Here is a 17,361-nt window from a genome sequence, read left to right on the forward strand (position 1 = left end):
GGAGGGGTGCTTCAGTCGGCGAGCCAGCGGCGGAGCGCGGCGTCGGATGCTCGCTGCGCTTCGGCCGCATCGTCGGGCTCTTCGGGGTCATCGGCGGTGCGGGTGGCGGCGCGGCGGGCCGTGTCGGACCCGGTGGCGGTGACCAGGGGTCGCGGCACGTCGCGCTCGGTGATCGGGGCGCGTGAGACGGGTGCGGGCAGGTCTTCGTCGGCCAGCGGCGCGGTCTCGGCGAAGGTGATATCCGACCAGATCGGCTCGGGAGCCTTCACCTCCGGCGCATCATCATCCACCGGCTGCTCATCGAGGAGGGGTCCGGTCGCCGATCGCGCCCGCTCGACGGCACCGGCCAGATCGGTCGTCGACTGAGCATCGTCATCCGAGAGCCACGTCGACAGCTCCTCGGGATCGTACGTGTCGGTGTGCATCGACGTGTCCACGCCCGCGGCGGGAGCCTCGGGCGTGCGGTCCAGGAGCGCCAGGGCCTCGTCGACGCTCGAGCCCGCCCGGGGCACCACATCGTCGTGCCCGACCCCCTCGGCGAGCGACTCCAGCAGTTCCACGGCGTCGTGGACGATGTCTTCGCGCCCCGATTCGTCGCCGTGGACGAGCCAGCGTGCGAATTCCAGCTCGGCGTACATGCGGGCACGCTCGCGCACCAGGCCGTCCGGTGCGCGCCCGCTCGCCGCGCCGTAGGCGTCGAGGACGTCGTCGGCGGCGTCGGGCGCCCCCGCGAGCCATTGCAGATCGACAGCCGGGTCTCCGACCTGGAGCCCCTGCCACTCCAGCAGACCCACGACGGCGGGTGCATCGTCCACCTCATCGAAGAGGAACGAGGCCGCGGTCGCTCCGCCGAGCGTCACCGCCGACTCGAAGCGCCAGAGCTGCTCCGACGACACCGCGCGGCGCCATCTCGCCAAGAGCGGAGCGGGGACCCGACGCGTCGCCTCAGCGCGATCGAGCAGGCGCGTGACGTCGTCTCGTACCTGCGAGGGGGTGCGCACCGGCAATCCCTCGGCGCGGACGATCGACGGGGGCAGGCCGTGCAGTGCGGCGAGGGCTTCACCCAGTGAGGTGGCCACACCGCGCCCGGCGGGGATGTGAGCGGCATCCACCCGGTACCCCTCGAGGAGGTCGACCACCAGCACGCGGTGCGCGTCGAGCGACGTCTCGCCCAGAAGCTCGGGCGCGCGGTACGGCAGCAGACTGCGCACGCCCGGCGTGAGCGCCCGCAGCGCCCGGGCCTCGGCGGCCAGGTCGGCCGAGCCTGCGGCGTCCACGGGCACGCGGACCACCACGCGTCGTCCGTCGTCGAGCTCGGCGACAGCCGCGTCGTACCGGCCGGCCGCTCCCTCGGTCAACGCTCTCACCGCGACCACGACGGCCTGCGGAAGAGCCGATGTCACCGTCGCGGCTAGAGTGAGAGGTGAGCGTGCCATGAGCCCAGGGTAGGTCGGTGACCCCCGCGCCCGGCCGCGCCACGCCCGGCTCCGCGACCAATGCAGGAAGGTCCTCGATGACGGCGCAATCGCATCCTCCCGTCGCCATCGGGCTGGCGGTCGACCGGTCGGCCGAGGAACGAACGCTCGACGGACTCATCGATGCGGCCGTGGCCGACAAGGACACGGTCGTGCTCGCGCTCGCTCGCGATGCGGCTCCGCTGGCCGCCCGCGACGCGCTGGCCTGGATGTCGCCCTGCGAGGTGCCCGCGCCCGATGAGTGGGCATTCCTCGGCCGTCGCCCCGACGGCCGTGCCGTGCTCGCCGCCGTCTACGTCGACGATGAGCCGCCGTTCGACGCTCCCGGCGGGTGGGGCGGGCTGCGGGTGGTGGGGGCCGACCTCGACCCCGCCGAGGCAAGCGTGTTCACCGAAGCGCTCAGCCTCGCCCGCTGGCTGCGCGATTCCCCCTTCTGCCCCGCGTGCGGTACGCGCACCGACGTGCGCATGTCCGGGTGGTCCCGACACTGCGCGTCCTGCGGGCGCGAGCACTTCCCCCGGACCGACCCCGCGGTGATCGTCGCGGTCACCCACCCGCACGATCCCGACCTGCTGCTGCTCGGCTCGAACGTGCTGTGGGGCGAGGACCGATTCTCCTGCTTCGCCGGGTTCAACGAGGCCGGGGAGTCCCTCGAGGACACCGTCGCGCGAGAGCTGTACGAAGAAGCGGGCGTCGCGTTGACGGATGTGCGCTACCGCGGGTCCCAGTCCTGGCCGTATCCCCGTTCGCTCATGGTCGGCTTCCTCGCCACGGCGGTCGACGCTCACGCGGTGCGCCCGGACGGCGAGGAGATCGTGGCGGTGCGGTGGTTCCACCGCGATGAGATCGGTGCCGCTCTGTCGGGCCGCGGCCCGGTGCAGCTCCCCGGGCCCGCTTCGATCTCGCGCCGCCTCATCGAAGGCTGGCACGGCGGGGTCGCGTGAGCGCGCTCGACGGACTGGACGACCGCCAGCGAGAAGCCGCACGCGCCCTGCGCGGGCCGGTCGCGGTGCTCGCGGGCGCGGGCACCGGCAAGACCCGGGTGATCACCCATCGCATTGCGCACGGCGTGGAGACGGGAGCTTTCACGCCGAATCGCGTGATGGCGGTCACCTTCACGGCGAAGGCGGCCGGCGAGATGCGCGGGCGGTTGCGGGCGCTCGGCGTCGGCGGGGTGAGCGCACGCACCTTCCATGCCGCGGCGCTGTCCCAGCTGAACTACTTCTGGCCCACGCTCGCCGGCGACAGCGCCCCGGCCGTCGTCGACAACAAAGTGCGGCTGCTCGCGCATGCCGCCGACACGGTGGGGATGGACCCGGACACCGGGACGCTTCGTGACATCGCGTCGGCGATCGAGTGGCGCAAGGTCACGATGCGTTCGATCGAGGATTATGCGACGGCGCGTCCCGACGGCGTCGGGCGCTACGACATCTCGCGCATCGTCGACCTGCAGCGGGCCTACGAGAAGCTCAAGGACGAACGGCGCCAACTCGACTTCGAGGACGTGCTTCTGGCGTGCGCGGGCATGCTCGAGACCGAACCGGCGGTCGCGCATGCCGTGCACGAGCAGTACCGCCACTTCACCGTCGACGAGTTCCAGGACGTCTCACCTCTGCAGCATCGGCTGCTCGAGCTCTGGCTCGGCGACCGCCGGGATCTGTGCGTGGTGGGGGACGCCAGTCAGACGATCTACTCCTTCGCCGGCGCCGACGCGCGGTATCTCCTGGAATTCGCCCATCGGCACGCGGACGCGACGGTCGTGCGTCTCGAAACGAGCTATCGGTCGGATGCGGGCATCCTGCACGCGGCCAACGAGCTCATGCGCGGTCGCCCCGGCGCGCTCCGGCTGGAGCCCTCGCGCGTCCCCGCGTCCGACGGGGCGGCCCGGGAGCCGGAGGCGACCGCCTACGAGGACGAAGCGGCCGAAGCCCGTGGAATCGCCGCGGCCGTCGCGCGGCGATTGAGCTCCGGCGCCGATCCCGCCTCGATCGCCGTGCTCTACCGCGCGCACGCGCAGTCGGCGGAGATCTCCGCCGCGCTGTCGGATGCGGGGGTGCCCACCACGGTGCTCGGCGGGCGGCGATTCTTCGACATGCCGGAGGTGCGACAGGCGGTGCTCGCCCTCCGCGGGGCATCGGTCGCGCCGATCGACGGCGACTTCGTCGACGCGGTGCGCGACGTGCTGCGCTCCCTCGGGTTCACCGCCGAGGCGCCTCCGGCCGGCGGCGCCCTCCGCGACGCCTGGGAGGCACGGGCTGCTCTGCTGCGCCTGGCCGAGGAGGCCCCCGAGGGCACGACCCTGCGTGCGTTCACCGATGAGCTCACCACCCGTGCCAAGACGCAGGACGAACCCGCGCTGCGCACGGTCACGCTGGCGACACTCCATGCGGCGAAGGGCCTCGAGTGGGACCACGTGCACCTGGCCGGTCTGGCCGAGGGACAGCTGCCCATCTCGTACGCGCAGTCCTTCGAGCAGATCGACGAGGAGCGTCGACTCGCCTACGTCGGGATCACGCGGGCACGGCGAACGCTGTCGCTGTCCTGGGCGCGGGGGGTGCGAGATCGGGATCCGTCGCGGTTCCTGCAGGAGATCGGCATCCGCAGCGCTCGGCCGGCCGGTGCATCCGCCGGGCCGGCGACGCGTCGGGGCGCAGCGCCCACGAGACCGTCCCAGCGACCGGGGGATGCGGCGCCTCGGTGAGCAGCCGAGCCGCGAACAGGCCGGCCTCGCCGGCGATCGCCGGCGACGAGGGCGGCGGGGGTGAGCCGAGGAGCTGCGCCGCCACGGCCGGCCACCACGGCTCGCGCTCCGTTCGAACGGTCGCGACGCACGTGAGGCATGCCGTCTTCCCCGGGAGGACGAGGGGGCCGACCTCGGCGCCGGAGCAGGTCGCCACGATCGGGAGGTGCCGGCGGTCATCCGCCATCAGCCGCGCCGTCACGCGCGGATCCAGCACGTGGGAGGCCACGACGATCAGGGGCGCGTGATCGTGGTCGACGATCCGAACGCCCGCGGCGACGAGACCGTCGTGGACGCCCGCGTAGACGCACGGGTCGACGGCTCCGCTCACGCGGAGCATCACCTGTTCGCCCGCCGGAGCGTCGTCGTCGCGCAGCGCCGGCGCGATCGCGGCGAGGAATTCCGCCGCCTCCGCTGCGGGTGCGCCCATGGCGCCCGCGACCCGGACGGCGTGTTCGGCGGGCAGTCCCTCCTCGAGCACGGCCAGCAGGCGGGTGTGCCAGGGCTGGTCGGCCTCGACCACCGCGACGGCGTCGGCTCCGAACTGCACCGCCGTCGGGGTGCGCCACAGCGGCGGGTGTCGGGGGTCCAGGCGCAACGGCATGCGCCGATCCTGCACGAGGAGGCGGAACGGCACCGATCGCTGTCCACAAGGCTTCCCACCCGCGTCGCTGCGAGGCGGGTGGGGAGGAGAGGTCAGACGGGGCGCGCGGGCCCGTGCGCGTCGCCGTCGGACTCGTCGCCGTCGGACTCATCACCGGGTGCGGCGTCGTCGCCCGGCGTCGTTCCCTCGGCCGTGGGACCTGGCGACGCCTCGTCGCCGGACTGAGCATCGGCGAGGAGCCTGGCGAGGGCGTCGTCCATCTCGTCGGTCGCCGGCTCCTCGCCGCGTGCGCGCGCTTCGAGACGCGCGATGAGCGCGGCGGGGTCGTCGATGTCATCGGATGTCGGCATGAGGTCGGGATAGTCCCACAGGGAATCCCGCGCCGCGGTGCCGACGGCATCGCTCACCGACCGCCACATCGCAGCCGCCTCCCGCATCCGTCGCGGGCGGAGCTCGAGTCCGACGAGCGAGCTCAGCGCCTGTTCGGCCGGCCCGCCGACCGCGCGCCGTCGCCGCACGGCCTCGGCGATGCGACCCGCGGCGGGCAGGCGCGTGACGGCGTCCTCGGTGACGACTTCGACCCATCCCTCGATCGTGGCCAGCAGACTCTCCAGGCGAGCGAGGGTCGCGTTCTGCGCGTCGGTGCGCTGGGGGAGCAGGGCCCCGCTCTCCAGCGCTCGCCGCAGCTCGTCGGGCTCGGACGGATCGAAGCGGGATGCGAGATCCTCCAGCGCGTCGGTGTCGACGTGCACGCCGCGCGCGAAGTCGGTCACCTGCGAGATCACATGCAGACGCAGCCAGCGCGCGTGACGGAACAGGCGCGCGTGCGCGAGTTCGCGCGTGGCGATGTAGAGGGCGAGCTGATCGTCCGGAACCTCCAGGCCTTCGCCGAACGCGGCGAAGTTCTGCGGCAGGATGCCGGCCTGGCCGGCCGGCATGAGCGGGATGCCCACGTCACCGCCGCTGACGACCTCCTTGGAGAGGTTGCCGACCACGGCGCCCAGCTGGGTGGCGAACAGCGAACCGCCGATGGTGCGCATGAGCTTTCCGGCACCCTGCACCAGCTGCTGCATGTCGTCGGGTGTCTGCTCCTGCAGAGCCTGCGTGAGCGCGTCGGCGATGCTCGTGGCCACCGGGGCGGCCAGCTCCTGCCACACCGGGAGGGTCGCCTCGACCCAGCCGCCGCGCGTGATCGCGCGGGGTGCGTCGGACAGTTCGGAGATGGTCGTCGCCTCGCTCAGCCACAGACCCGCCAGAGTGAATGCCTGGTCGAGGTCGGTGCGCTGCCCGGCGGTGACGCCGTGGTCGTCCTGGTTCGCGATGTGCAGGGCCTGACGCTCGGCAGCCTCCCACGAGATCGGCTGGTCGTCGCTCGCGCTGAAGGCGTCCTGGAGATGACGCATGACCGTCTGCATCATCGCCGGGTCGATGTTCATCCCGGCCATCCGCGACAGCTGCTCGGGGTCGATCCCCGCCCCGGTGCCGCCGAACAGCTGCTTGAGCAGCTCCTGGAACTCCTCTTCGGGAGTGCGGTCGTCGTCCTCTGCCACTTCAGCCGCCTTTCAGACAGGTCTGCGGGTGTTGGTCCTAGGCTAGTCAGCCGGATCATCGCTCTCCCCGGCCGGGACCCGATCGCCTTACGCCGGTCGCGAACGACCTGCACGGAAAGGCCCCTCTTGGCTCTGTTCGACGAGAACGTCACCCTCACGCCCGCCCCGCGACGCCGCGTCGCTCGCCGCACCCTGGTCGGCATCTGGGCGCTGGTCGTCGCGCTCGCCGCGCTGCTGGTCCTCACCTTCCTCCCCACCGCGTACGTGATCCAGCAGCCCGGCCCGGTCTACAACACGCTCGGGACCGCGCAGACCGCCGAGGGCGAGGAGGTGCCCCTCATCAGCGTCGAAGGAGCGCAGACCTATCCGACCGACGGCGCGCTGGACCTCCTCACCGTGCAGGTGGTGGGCAACCGCGAGCGCACCCCGTCGTGGTTCGAGCTCGCGGTGGCCTGGTTGGACGCGAGCCGTGCGGTGCTGCCGATCGATTCCGTCTACCCCGAGGGCGTATCCACCGAACAGCGCAGCGAACAGAGCGCCGCCCTCATGGTCGACTCCCAGCAGGAGGCGACCGCGGCGGCCCTCGTCGAGCTGGGCTACGACGTGAACCCCGAGTTGACCGTCGTCGAGGTGGGGGAGGATGCCGCCGCGGCGGGCCTCGTCCAGTCCGGCGACGTCGTCGTCGCCGCCGACGGGCGTGAGGTGAGGGATGTCGCGGAGCTCCGCGACGTCGTCGCCGAAGCCGAGGGCGATGCGGTCGAGCTCACGCTGCGCCGTGACGGCGAGGAGGTCGTCGAGACCGTCACGCCCGAGGCGGTCGAGGCCGACGGCGAGACGACGTGGCTGCTCGGCATCGTGCTCTCCACGTCGTTCGACTTCCCGATCGACGTGACGATCCAGCTCAACAACGTCGGCGGCCCGAGCGCCGGGATGATGTTCGCGCTCGGGATCATCGACACCCTCACCGAGGGGGAGCTCAACGGCGGTGAGAACGTGGCCGGCACGGGGACGATCACCGCCGACGGCACCGTGGGCCCCATCGGCGGCATCCGTCAGAAGCTGTACGGTGCGGCCGAGGCCGACGCGGAGTGGTTCCTGGCGCCGGATGCGAACTGCGACGAGGTGGTGGGCCACATCCCCGACGGCCTCGAGGTGTTCGCGGTGCAGGACCTCGACGACGCACTCGAGGCGCTCGCGGCGATCAGCGCCGGCGACGACACGGCGGACCTTGCGACCTGCTCGTGATCGCGCCCTGAGCTGACACAGGTCACTCTGCGGTCACGGCGCGCTGGGAGTGTCTTGAGGACCGTCGCCCGCCGGGCGTCGGCGTCGTCCGCCGTGCCTAGGATGGACAGGTGACCACGACCTCAGCGCCGAACCCGGCCACGCCTTCCCGATCCCGCCGCATCATCGGCATCACCCTCGCGATCATCGCCGCGCTCGTCGTGGCCTTCTTCGTCTTCGCGGGGCTCTACGCGGACTGGCTGTGGTTCGCCCAGCTGGGCTTCGAGGAGGTGCTGGTCACCCAGTGGGTCGCGCGCACCGTGATGTTCGTCGTGGGCTTCCTCGGAATGGCGATCCCGGTGTGGGTCACCATCCAGCTGGCATACCGACTGCGCCCGGTCTATGCGCGACTGAGCTCGCAGCTGGACCGCTATCAGGAGGTCGTCGAGCCGCTGCGCCGCCTGGCGATGTGGGGGATCCCGGTCTTCTTCGGCTTCTTCGCCGGCTTCGCCGCATCCGCGCAGTGGGAGACCACGTGGCTGTGGTTCAACGGGGTGGCCACCACGACCGTCGATCCCGAGTTCGGCCTGGACACCGGCTTCTACCTGTTCGCCCTGCCGTTCTACTCGACGCTGGTGGGGTACATCTCCGCTGTTCTCCTGATCTGCCTGCTCGTGACGGGACTGGTGTCCTACCTCTACGGATCGGTGCGGGTCGGGCAGCGCGAGCTGCGCATCTCCAAGTCGGCGCGCATCATGATCGCCGTGCTCGCGGGTCTGTACCTGCTGGTCCAGGGAGTGAGTCTCTACCTCGACCGCTTCGCGACGCTCGTCGAGCCGGGGGAGCGCATCACCGGTCCCGGGTATGTGGGCGTCAACGCCACGATCCCCGGGCTCACGATCCTCGCGATCGTCGCGGCGATCGTCGCCATCCTCTTCTTCGTCACCGCCGTCATCGGCCGCTGGCGCTTCCCGCTCATCGGAACCGCGCTCCTGGTCGTCTCGGCGATCGTCGTCGGCGTCGGCATCCCGTGGGTGGTCAACACGTTCCAGGTGCAGCCCAACCAGCTGGCGCTCGAGCGCGAGTTCTACCAGCGCAACGTCGACATGACCAAGGAGGCGTACGGCATCGACACGGTCGAGAAGACCCAGTTCGAGGCCGAGACCACGGCCGAGGCCGGACAGCTGCGCGACGACGCCGCGACCACCGCTCAGATCCGCATCATGGACCCGAGCATCATCGGCCCCACCATCCGTCAGCTCGAGCAGTACCGGGCGTTCTACCAGTTCCAGGATCCGCTGGATGTGGACCGCTACGACATCGAGGGCACGTCGCAGGACACGATCATGTCGATCCGCGAGCTGAACATCGATCAGCTCGGGGCCGCGACGTCGTGGGAGAACACCACACTGACCTACACCCACGGTTACGGACTGGTCGCGGCGGCCGGAAACGAGCGGACGCCCGACGGCGACCCGGTGTTCCTGGAGCGCGGCATCCCCGCGCAGGGCTTCCTCTCGGCGCAGGAGGACTACCAGCCGCGCGTGTACTTCGGCGAGTACTCGCCGGACTACTCGATCGTCGGCGCGCCGGAGGGTGCCGACCCGATCGAGCTGGACTATCCCACCGGCGCCGACGGGGCGTCCGAGACGCGCACGACCTTCGAAGGCGACGGCGGGCCGAGCGTGGGGAACGCCTTCAACCGGCTCATCTACGCGATGAAGTTCCAGGCCGAGCAGATCCTCTTCTCGGACGCGATCAACGAGGACTCGCAGATCCTGTACGACCGCGACCCGTCGGTGCGGGTCCAGAAGGTCGCCCCCTACCTCGAGCTCGACAGCGACCCGTACCCGACCGTCGTCGACGGACGCATCGTGTGGGTCATCGACGGCTACACGCTGAGCGCGAACTACCCGTACTCGTCGACGGTGAGCCTGTCGTCGGCGATCTCGGACTCGACCAACCCGACGCCGCGCTTCGCGCTGGATGACATCAACTACATCCGCAACTCGGTCAAGGCCACCGTCGACGCCTACGACGGTTCGGTGACCCTCTACGCGTGGGACGAGGAGGATCCGCTGCTGCAGGCGTGGCAGAAGGTGTATCCGTCGACGCTGAAGTCCTACGAGGACATGTCGGCCGAGCTGATGGCGCACGTGCGGTATCCGACGGATCTGTTCAAGGTGCAGCGCGCGATGCTGCAGGTCTACCACGTGGACACCGCGCAGTCCTTCTACCAGCGCGACAACGCGTGGGCGGTGCCGGAAGACCCGCAGAGCGACGCCGAGCTGCAGCCGCCCTACTACCTGACGATGCAGATGCCCGATCAGGAGGAGCCGTCGTACTCGATGTTCACGACGTTCATCCCGAACTCCGAGGGCGGTGCGAGCCGAAACGTGCTGATGGGCTACCTCGCGGTCGACTCGAACGCCGGTGATGAGGCGGGAAGCATCCGCGACGGCTACGGCACCCTCAGGCTGCTGGAGATCTCGGCGGACACGACCGTGCCCGGTCCAGGCCAGGTGCAGAACACGTTCGACTCCGACACTGCGGTGTCGTCGCAGATCAATCTGCTGCGCCAGGGCCAGTCCGAGGTGCTCAACGGCAACCTGCTCACCCTCCCGGTCGGTGGTGGCCTGCTCTACGTGCAGCCGGTGTTCGTGCAGGCGTCCCAGGGCACGCAGCTGCCGCAGCTGCGGAAGGTCCTCGTCGCGTTCGGTGACGACATCGCCTTCGAGGACACGCTCGACGAGGCTCTCGACGCACTGTTCGGCGGTGACTCGGGCGCGAGCGCGGGTGACGGTGACGTCGACCCGACGGATGTGCCGACGCCCGACCCGAGCGACACGGGGGACACGGGTGACACCGGAGACACCGGCGGTTCCACCCCGACGCTCGAGTACGAGGCGGCGCTGGTCGAGGCCCAGCAGGCGATGCTCGACCGCGATGCCGCGCTGCAGGCGGGCGACTGGACGGCCTACGGTGAGGCGGATGAGCGCCTCACCGCGGCCGTCGACCGGCTGATCGAGCTCGGCGGCGAGTGAGCCGACGCGGTCAGGGCGTCAGCAGCGCATACCAGATGAGCAGCAGGGTGGTCATGAAGCCACTCAGCTGGTTGATCCACAGGAAGCGGTCCCAGCCGCGGGTGGCGGTGTGCGCGGCCTCGTCGGTGGTGTTCCGATAGGGCCAGACGGCCACGAGGTACGGCACGGCGATGACGGCGCCGAGGGGGCCGGGCCACGCGGTCGCGAGCATGAGCAGGCCCGAGGCGGCGTAGCACGCGAGGGAGAAGCGCACCGTCCACCGCGCCCCGCGGACGGTGGCGATCGACGCGATGTCCGCCTCGCGGTCGGCGACGACGTCCTGCACGGCGCCGAAGGCGTGTGAGGCGACGCCCCACAGCGCGAAGGCGGCCACGATCGCCCCCAGCGGCCACGTCCACGTCGCCCCGGCGAGGACGAGGCCGTAGACGGCGGGGGAGAAGAAGTGGATGCTGCTGGTCACCGAATCGGCGAACGGCCGCTCCTTCAACCGCAGCGGCGGGGCGCTGTAGAAGACGACGAAGAACATGCTCGCCGCGAGCACGAGCGTCGCCGGCCACGAACCCACGAGCACCAGATAGACGAGGAAGGGCAGGCACGACAGCGCGGCCGCCCACAGGGTGACCCGGTGCAGCCGACGGTCGAGGATGGCTCCGTGAGCGCCCCCCTTGCGGGGGTTGCGCAGGTCGGACTCGTAGTCGAAGACGTCGTTCACCCCGTACATCGCGAGGTTGTACGGCACGAGGAAGAACAGCGTGCCGACGACGAACGTGAGATCGATCTGCCGCGCCGTGAGCAGGTAGGCGGCCGCGAACGGGTAGGCCGTGTTGATCCAGCTGACCGGTCGTGACGAGACGAACAGCTGTGCGAGCACGGTCGCGGGACGAAGCGGCGCAGGGGTGGTCATTCGGCTGCCTCCGTGGGGCGTCGGGCGGTGCGGGCCTGGAGCATCGTCCACACGGCGGGAACACCGAATGCGGCGCACAGCGGGTAGGAGAAGTCTTCCAGGGGAGCAAGCCCCACGCGAAGGCCGCTCAGATGCTCGTCGGGGTAGGTGAACAGCCCGGAGCCGATCATGATGTTGTCGAACACGGCCGTGAGCAGGCACAGCGCCACGGCGGCCAGCGCAGACGCGACCATGCGCCGCCGGAACCGGGGCAGTCGCACGGTCGCGAGGGTCACGAGAACAGTCGCCAGCGCGAAGGGCAGGACCAGCAGGGCATAGGTCACGACGGATCCGGTTCCGTCGTGGTCTCGCCGCGGCCGTCGCGTCGGCCCTGCAGCCGCAGGGCGGCGTTCCAGCACACCAGCGTCAGATAGCTGAGGAACATGAGGAACGCCACCTCCTCGAGCGGAAGATGGGGGGCGAGCTCGATTCCGACATACAGCGGACTGTCGCCCTGCACGAAGACGCCCGCGGCGATGCCGGCGAGATCCCACGCCAGGAAGAAGACGGTCCCGGCGACGGTGGCGAGGAGGGTGCGACCCGGGTGGGGTCGCAACGCCAGCCGGAACCGCACGTCGACCAGGGCGATGCCGAGGAGCGAGAAGAGGATCGCGCCCAGGTAGATCCCCGGCACTCCTAGAGCTCCACCGGCGCCGGCTCGGGAAGGGGGCCGGCGGTGCGGTCGCCGCGCAGGCGCTTGAGTACGAGCTCCGCGGAGATCAGGCACATCGGCAATCCGATCCCGGGTAGGGCCGACGTGCCGGCGTAGGCCAGGTTCGCGACTCGGCGCGACATGTTGCGGGGCCGGAACATCGCGCTCTGCCCGAGGGTGTGCGCCAGGCCCAGCGAGTTGCCGCGCCACGAGTGCAGGTCGCGGGCGAAGTCGCCCGGAGAGATGGTCCGGCGCACGACGATGCGGTCGGCGAGATCCGGGATGCCCGCCCACGAGGCGATCTGATCGATGACGCGATCGGCGGCCGCCTCGATGCGGGGGTCGCCGTCGCCCTCGGTGCCGCCGTGCCCGAGGCTCGGGTCGGCGGGGATCGGTACCAGCACGAAGAGGTTCTCGTGCCCGGCGGGGGCGACGGTGTCATCCGTCGCGCTCGGTCGGCACACGTAGATCGAGGCAGGATCGGGGATGCGCGGGCGATCGCCGAAGATGTCGTCGAAGTTCGTGCGCCAGTCATCGGTGAACAGCAGGGTGTGGTGCGCGAGCTCGGGGATCTGGCCCTCCACGCCGAGGAGCAGCAGCAGCGCTCCGGGGCTCGGGGTGCGCTTGCTCCACCAGGACTCCGGGTAGCTCTGCAGGTGGCGGGGGAGCAGCTGGGTCTCTGTGTGGTGGAGATCGGCGGTGGACACCACGAGATCGGCGGCGATCTCGCGGCCGTCGTCGAGCCGCACGCCCCGCGCGCGGGTGTCCTCGGTGACGATCGACGCGACGGGGCATCCGGTTCGGATCTCGACCCCGCGTTCGCGTGCGAGCCGCTCGATCGCCCCGATCACCGTCGTGAAGCCGCCGCGGGGGTAGAGCACGCCCTCGTCGAGGTCGAGGTGGCTCATGAGGTGATACAGGCTCGGTACAGCGTACGGGGAACCGCCGAGGAAGACGGCGGGGTAGCCGAGGATCTGCCGCAGCATCGGGTCGTCGAACCGCTTGTCGATGTGCTGCGACAGCGACCGGGTCAGGAGCGGGGCCAGCTGCGGAACGCGGCGCAGCAGGGCAGGGTCGCGCAGCCCGGCGGTCGTCTCGTAGGTGTCGTAGAGGAATCGACCGACCGCGAGGTCGTACGCGTCGCCGGCGGAATCGAGGTACGCGGCCAGGCGCTCGCCTGCTCCGGGCTCGACGCCTTCGAAGAGGGCGACGGCGGCCTCGCGACCCGATCTCACATCGATCGACGAGGTGCCGGGCGGGCCGTACACGCGGTAGGCGGGCTCGAGGGGCACGAGGTCGAGCTCGGCATCCGCTGTGGTGCCGAGCAGACGGAAGAAGTGGTCGAAGACCTCGGGCATGAGGTACCAGCTGGGGCCGGTGTCGAAGCGGAATCCGCCCTGCTCCCACGACCCGGCACGGCCGCCGAGTTCGTCTCGCGCTTCGAGGAGGATGACGTCGTGGCCCTCCTCGGCGAGGAGCGCGGCCGTCGCGAGCCCGGCGATTCCTCCGCCGATGACGATCGTGCGCTGCGTCATGACGTTCGTGCTCCTCTCGGTGCGAACCCGAGCCAGGCGCGGGCCGCCAGTCGGGCCTTCACGGGATCGGGGACGCGCACACGGGAGTGCGTGTCATCACCGGCACGCCGGAGCCGCAGCGACAGCTCGCCGAACAGATCGTGCGCGGCGGTGACGGCGCGGCGACAGTCCGACGGCAGCTTCGGCACGACCGCCGCGGCCGCAGCGAGGTCGCCGTCGATGCGGTCGAGAACCGTCGTGCGCGTCGCGGTGCCGGCGTCGATTCCGAGGTAGTCGCGACCGAGCGCATCCTCGTCGAAGTCGAGGTCGCGCAGGAAGTTGACGTCCTGGAACGCTGCGCCGAGCCGCCTGGCGCCGTCGACGAGGTCCGCGGGGGCAGGCTCGGGATGCGGCTTGCCCGCGTTGACGAAGACCTGGAGGCACATCAGGCCCACGACCTCTGCGGACCCGTACACGTAGCTGTCGTGGGACGAGGCATCGTGCTCGCGCGTGGTGATGTCCACGCGCATCGACTGGAAGAACGGCTCGATCAGATCGCGGCCGATCCCGCACTCGCGTGCGGTTCGCGCGAACGCGTGCACGATGAGATTCGAGCTGAAGCCCCTGCCGATAGCGGTGCAGGTCTCGGTCTCCAGATCATCCAGGATGCGCCGCTGGGCTCCGGCGTCGAGGCCGGCGCTCTCGCCGGGGCCGTCGACGATCTCGTCGGCCACCCGCACCAGCGCGTAGATGTTGCGCACGTGGGGCCGCGGTCGCGGCCCGAGCAGCCGACATGCCAGGGCGAACGAGGTCGAGTAGCGGGAGATCACAGCGGCGGCGGCCGCCTCGGCGGTGCGGTCGTAGAGCGCGAGGCCGGTGGGGGCGGTGCTCACGGGATCCGACCCGTCACCTGTTCGGCGAGGTCTCCGAGGAGGTTCCTCGCGGCCGGGGGAAGCACGGGATCGCCGGCTTGGCGGAGAGCGTCGGCGAGGGTGTCGTCGATGACCGTGCGAAGGCGCGAGCGTGCTCCGCTGCGCTCGAGCAGACGCTGCGCCTGTCGGACGGCAACCGGACCGGTGTGGGCGACGGCGACCGCCGCGTCGACCCGCGCCCATTCCGCGCTCTCGCGCGCGTAGGCGATGAGCGGCGTGCGCTTGGCCTCCCGCAGGTCGACGCCCTCGTCCCTGCCGGCGGCCTGGGCGGTGCCGAAGGCGCCGATCAGGTCGTCGACGAGCTGGAACGCGAGCCCGACGCGCCCACCCGCCGCGCCGATGCGGTCCACGGCGAGCGGGGACGCGTCGGCGAGCAGGGCGCCGGCGCGCAGCGGTGCGGAGAACGAGTAGACCGCGGTCTTGTTGTAGGCCGCGGCGAAGATCGAGGCGCTGTCGGCCACGTCGGCGGCGACGGCGTTGCCGACGTCGGCGAGCTCCCCGGCTGCCGAGACGTAGACCGCATCGTCGAACTGGTCCAACAGCGCGCGCCTCACCGGCTCCGGGGTGGGCGAGAGGGCGATGATCCGCTGGGCCTCGTGGAGCAGCAGGTCACCGGCGAGAATGCCCGCCGCATCGCCGAGGAGTGCGGCGCCGCCGGCGTCGGCCCCGGTGTCGAGAGCGCGCGCGCGGAACTCGCCGCCGATGTTGGGGATGCCTCGGCGCACCGTGTCGTGGTCGATGACGTCGTCATGGGCGACGAAGGCGGTGTGGAGCAGCTCGTAGGCCGCGGCGACGTCGTAGACGCCGAGCGCGTCGGCATCCGCACCGCCGAAGGCGCGGAACGAGGCGACGACCAGCGCGGGACGGAATCTCTTGCCCCCGCCGGCGGCGCGCTCGATGGCCGCCCCCAGCGCCTCCATGTCCCCGCCGAGTCCCGATGCGCGGCGCCGCACGCGGGCGAGGCTGCGGGCGATGGCGTCATCGGTCTCCGCCCGAGCGTCGGTGTCGATCATCGGCGCCTTTCCACATTGCTAGTTTGCCTAGCAATACCTCTTGAAGACCGATGCTACCGGGCGCCGAGGGCGGTGTCCACGCGGCTGTTCCGTGCGCGCCGAAGGTATGACGAAGGCCCCGAATCCAAAGGGATCCGGGGCCTTCTCTCGTTGCGGGGACAGGATTTGAACCTGCGACCTCTGGGTTATGAGCCCAGCGAGCTACCGAACTGCTCCACCCCGCGGCACAAGAGAAAAGCCTAGCACGGCCGTGAAGGGGTGTCGAATCAGCACCGACGATGCGTGCGCGCGTTGCCTCGCCGCGATGCTGTCGAGAGGATGGCGGCATGCCCGATCCTTCCGCCCCCGTGGACCGCGACGACCGTCGCGACGGCCGTGACGAGACGCCGTACGAGCGTGCCGACCGCAATTGGAACGAGATGCTCCAGGAGCTGCGGGTGTTGCAGACCGGGGCGCAGATCCTGGCGGGTTTTCTGCTGGCGCTGGCGTTCCAACCCGCCTTCCCGGACCTCACGGCGGGGCAGCGCGTGCTCTACCTGTGTCTGGTCGTGCTCGCCGGAGTGACGTCGATCACCGCCCTTGCGCCCGTCGCACTGCATCGGCTGCTCTTCCAGCAGCGCGCGAAGGTCGAGGTGGTGACGCTCGGACACATCGCGGTGATCGTCGCGCTCGGTCTGGTGGCGGCGCTCATCGTCGGGGTGGTCGCTTTCGTCTTCGACGTCGTGCTCGGCGGTTCGGCCGCGTGGATCATCCTCGGCGCGCTCGGTACGCTCGTGATCGTCACCTGGATCGCTGCGCCGTTCGTGGTGCGAGCGCGTCGTCGCACGCGGGAGGAGAGCACATGAGTGTCGCCGTCGGCGTCGCGCAGTTCGCTCCTGCGGCCGATACCGCCCGGAATGTCGGCGAGATCGGCGAGCTCGCCGCCGTCGCCGCCGAGCGCGGAGCGCGGGTGGTCGTCTTTCCGGAGTACTCCAGCTACTTCATCGACCCGTTCGACGCCTCGCTCCGCGATCACGCGGAGCCGGTGGACGGCCCGTTCACCGCGGCACTGCGCGACATCGCCGCGGCGGAAGGGGTGACGATCGTCGCCGGTCTCCTCGAAGCCGGCGACGGCGACCGTGTGCGAAACACCGTCGTCGCCGTCGATGAAACGGGAGTCGTCGCGTCGTACCGGAAGCTCCACCTCTACGACGCCTTCGGTCAGCGCGAATCGGACTGGGTGGAGCCGGGTGAGATCGCCGAGCCGCCGGTCTTCGCCGTCGACGGACTCCGCTTCGGAATCATGACCTGCTATGACCTCCGCTTCCCCGAGGTGACGCGCCTGCTCGCCGACGCCGGTGTCGAGGCGGTGCTCGTCGCGGCCGAGTGGGTGCGGGGTCCGCTCAAGGAGCACCACTGGCGCACCCTGCTGCACGCTCGCGCCATCGAGAACACGGTCTTCGTCGCGGCGTCGGATCACCCCCCGCCGCTCGGCGTGGGCCACTCGACGGTCGTCGACCCGCAGGGCGTGGAGATCGCCGCGGTCGGCACGGGCACGGGGGTCGCCGTGGCGCACCTCGAACCGGAGGCGATCTCGCGGGTCCGAAGGGTCAACCCGGCTCTGGCGCTGCGCCGGTTCACCGTCGTGCCCCGCGGCTGAGTCGCCGGGAGGACGCGACGCAGAGGCGCGC

The 17,361-nt window shown here is 70.9% G+C and carries 14 protein-coding genes and 1 tRNA gene; 6 read left to right on the plus strand and 9 right to left on the minus strand.

The genetic code is table 11. From position 1 onward, the window contains the following. Positions 1–11: 11 nt before the first annotated feature. The gene (locus ACGG9C_RS03730) at positions 12–1,436 is read right to left on the minus strand and encodes a phosphotransferase (protein WP_194384983.1); all 1,425 of its coding nucleotides are present in this window, start codon (positions 1,434–1,436) and stop codon (positions 12–14) included. Between the two features lie 77 nt (positions 1,437–1,513). On the opposite strand from ACGG9C_RS03730, the gene nudC reads away from it, so the two are divergent. Both nudC and ACGG9C_RS03740 read left to right on the plus strand, forming a co-directional pair. Further along, complete coding sequence (nudC, locus tag ACGG9C_RS03735) at positions 1,514–2,419, plus strand: NAD(+) diphosphatase (protein ID WP_071042945.1); 906 nt, start codon at positions 1,514–1,516, stop codon at positions 2,417–2,419. Further along, complete coding sequence (locus tag ACGG9C_RS03740; RefSeq protein ID WP_194384984.1) at positions 2,416–4,176, plus strand: ATP-dependent helicase; 1,761 nt, start codon at positions 2,416–2,418, stop codon at positions 4,174–4,176. The genes nudC and ACGG9C_RS03740 overlap by 4 nt, the downstream gene beginning before the upstream one ends. 735 nt (positions 4,177–4,911) lie before the next feature. Here ACGG9C_RS03740 and ACGG9C_RS03745 read toward each other — a convergent pair. Next, positions 4,912–6,369 carry a zinc-dependent metalloprotease gene (locus tag ACGG9C_RS03745; protein WP_194384985.1) on the minus strand — a complete coding sequence of 486 codons (1,458 nt, stop codon included), beginning with the start codon at positions 6,367–6,369 and terminating at the stop codon, positions 4,912–4,914. Positions 6,370–6,495: 126 nt separating this feature from the next. Here ACGG9C_RS03745 and ACGG9C_RS03750 point away from each other — a divergent pair, with 126 nt between their 5' ends. Together ACGG9C_RS03750 and ACGG9C_RS03755 are read left to right on the plus strand one after the other, a co-directional pair. Further along, entirely contained in the window at positions 6,496–7,614 is a 1,119-nt protein-coding gene (locus tag ACGG9C_RS03750) for a PDZ domain-containing protein (RefSeq protein ID WP_194384986.1), read from the plus strand. Positions 7,615–7,724: 110 nt separating this feature from the next. Continuing rightward, positions 7,725–10,637 (plus strand): UPF0182 family protein, encoded by a 2,913-nt coding sequence (locus ACGG9C_RS03755; RefSeq protein ID WP_071042949.1) that lies wholly within the window; start codon positions 7,725–7,727, stop codon positions 10,635–10,637. A 10-nt stretch (positions 10,638–10,647) separates the two neighbouring features. On the opposite strand, the gene ACGG9C_RS03760 is transcribed toward ACGG9C_RS03755, so the two are convergent. From ACGG9C_RS03760 to ACGG9C_RS03790, 7 genes are all read right to left on the minus strand, one after another. Beyond that, a complete protein-coding gene (locus tag ACGG9C_RS03760; protein ID WP_194384988.1) occupies positions 10,648–11,541 on the minus strand; it encodes a prenyltransferase in 894 nt (297 codons plus the stop codon). Next, the gene (locus ACGG9C_RS03765) at positions 11,538–11,864 is read right to left on the minus strand and encodes a lycopene cyclase domain-containing protein (RefSeq protein ID WP_071042951.1); all 327 of its coding nucleotides are present in this window, start codon (positions 11,862–11,864) and stop codon (positions 11,538–11,540) included. The genes ACGG9C_RS03760 and ACGG9C_RS03765 overlap by 4 nt, the downstream gene beginning before the upstream one ends. Further along, a complete protein-coding gene (locus ACGG9C_RS03770) occupies positions 11,861–12,214 on the minus strand; it encodes a lycopene cyclase domain-containing protein (RefSeq protein WP_194384989.1) in 354 nt (117 codons plus the stop codon). The genes ACGG9C_RS03765 and ACGG9C_RS03770 overlap by 4 nt, the downstream gene beginning before the upstream one ends. A 2-nt stretch (positions 12,215–12,216) precedes the next feature. Further along, positions 12,217–13,767: a phytoene desaturase family protein gene (gene crtI / locus ACGG9C_RS03775; protein ID WP_194384990.1), complete on the minus strand. Its 1,551-nt coding sequence runs from the start codon at positions 13,765–13,767 to the stop codon at positions 12,217–12,219. Beyond that, complete coding sequence (locus ACGG9C_RS03780) at positions 13,764–14,639, minus strand: squalene/phytoene synthase family protein (RefSeq protein ID WP_194384991.1); 876 nt, start codon at positions 14,637–14,639, stop codon at positions 13,764–13,766. The genes crtI and ACGG9C_RS03780 overlap by 4 nt, the downstream gene beginning before the upstream one ends. Continuing rightward, a complete protein-coding gene (locus ACGG9C_RS03785) occupies positions 14,636–15,691 on the minus strand; it encodes a polyprenyl synthetase family protein (protein ID WP_194384992.1) in 1,056 nt (351 codons plus the stop codon). The genes ACGG9C_RS03780 and ACGG9C_RS03785 overlap by 4 nt, the downstream gene beginning before the upstream one ends. Positions 15,692–15,841: 150 nt before the next feature. Next, positions 15,842–15,915, minus strand: a tRNA-Met gene (locus ACGG9C_RS03790). A 102-nt stretch (positions 15,916–16,017) separates the two neighbouring features. Here ACGG9C_RS03790 and ACGG9C_RS03795 point away from each other — a divergent pair. After that, positions 16,018–16,536: a DUF6328 family protein gene (locus tag ACGG9C_RS03795; RefSeq protein ID WP_071042956.1), complete on the plus strand. Its 519-nt coding sequence runs from the start codon at positions 16,018–16,020 to the stop codon at positions 16,534–16,536. Beyond that, complete coding sequence (locus tag ACGG9C_RS03800) at positions 16,533–17,330, plus strand: carbon-nitrogen hydrolase family protein (protein ID WP_194384993.1); 798 nt, start codon at positions 16,533–16,535, stop codon at positions 17,328–17,330. Before ACGG9C_RS03795 ends, ACGG9C_RS03800 begins: the two co-directional genes overlap by 4 nt. Positions 17,331–17,361: the final 31 nt, after the last annotated feature.

Source organism: Microbacterium sp. MTN4-26 (assembly GCF_042846595.1).
Lineage (GTDB): Bacteria > Actinomycetota > Actinomycetes > Actinomycetales > Microbacteriaceae > Microbacterium > Microbacterium luteum.

Coding starts and splice junctions, on each gene's coding strand:
- nudC (WP_071042945.1), top strand. CDS start 1,514: ATGACGGCGCAATCGCATCCTCCCGTCGCCATCGGGCTGGCGGTCGAC.
- ACGG9C_RS03730 (WP_194384983.1), bottom strand. CDS start 1,436: ATGGCACGCTCACCTCTCACTCTAGCCGCGACGGTGACATCGGCTCTT.
- ACGG9C_RS03795 (WP_071042956.1), top strand. CDS start 16,018: ATGCCCGATCCTTCCGCCCCCGTGGACCGCGACGACCGTCGCGACGGC.
- ACGG9C_RS03800 (WP_194384993.1), top strand. CDS start 16,533: ATGAGTGTCGCCGTCGGCGTCGCGCAGTTCGCTCCTGCGGCCGATACC.
- ACGG9C_RS03785 (WP_194384992.1), bottom strand. CDS start 15,691: ATGATCGACACCGACGCTCGGGCGGAGACCGATGACGCCATCGCCCGC.
- crtI (WP_194384990.1), bottom strand. CDS start 13,767: ATGACGCAGCGCACGATCGTCATCGGCGGAGGAATCGCCGGGCTCGCG.
- ACGG9C_RS03760 (WP_194384988.1), bottom strand. CDS start 11,541: ATGACCACCCCTGCGCCGCTTCGTCCCGCGACCGTGCTCGCACAGCTG.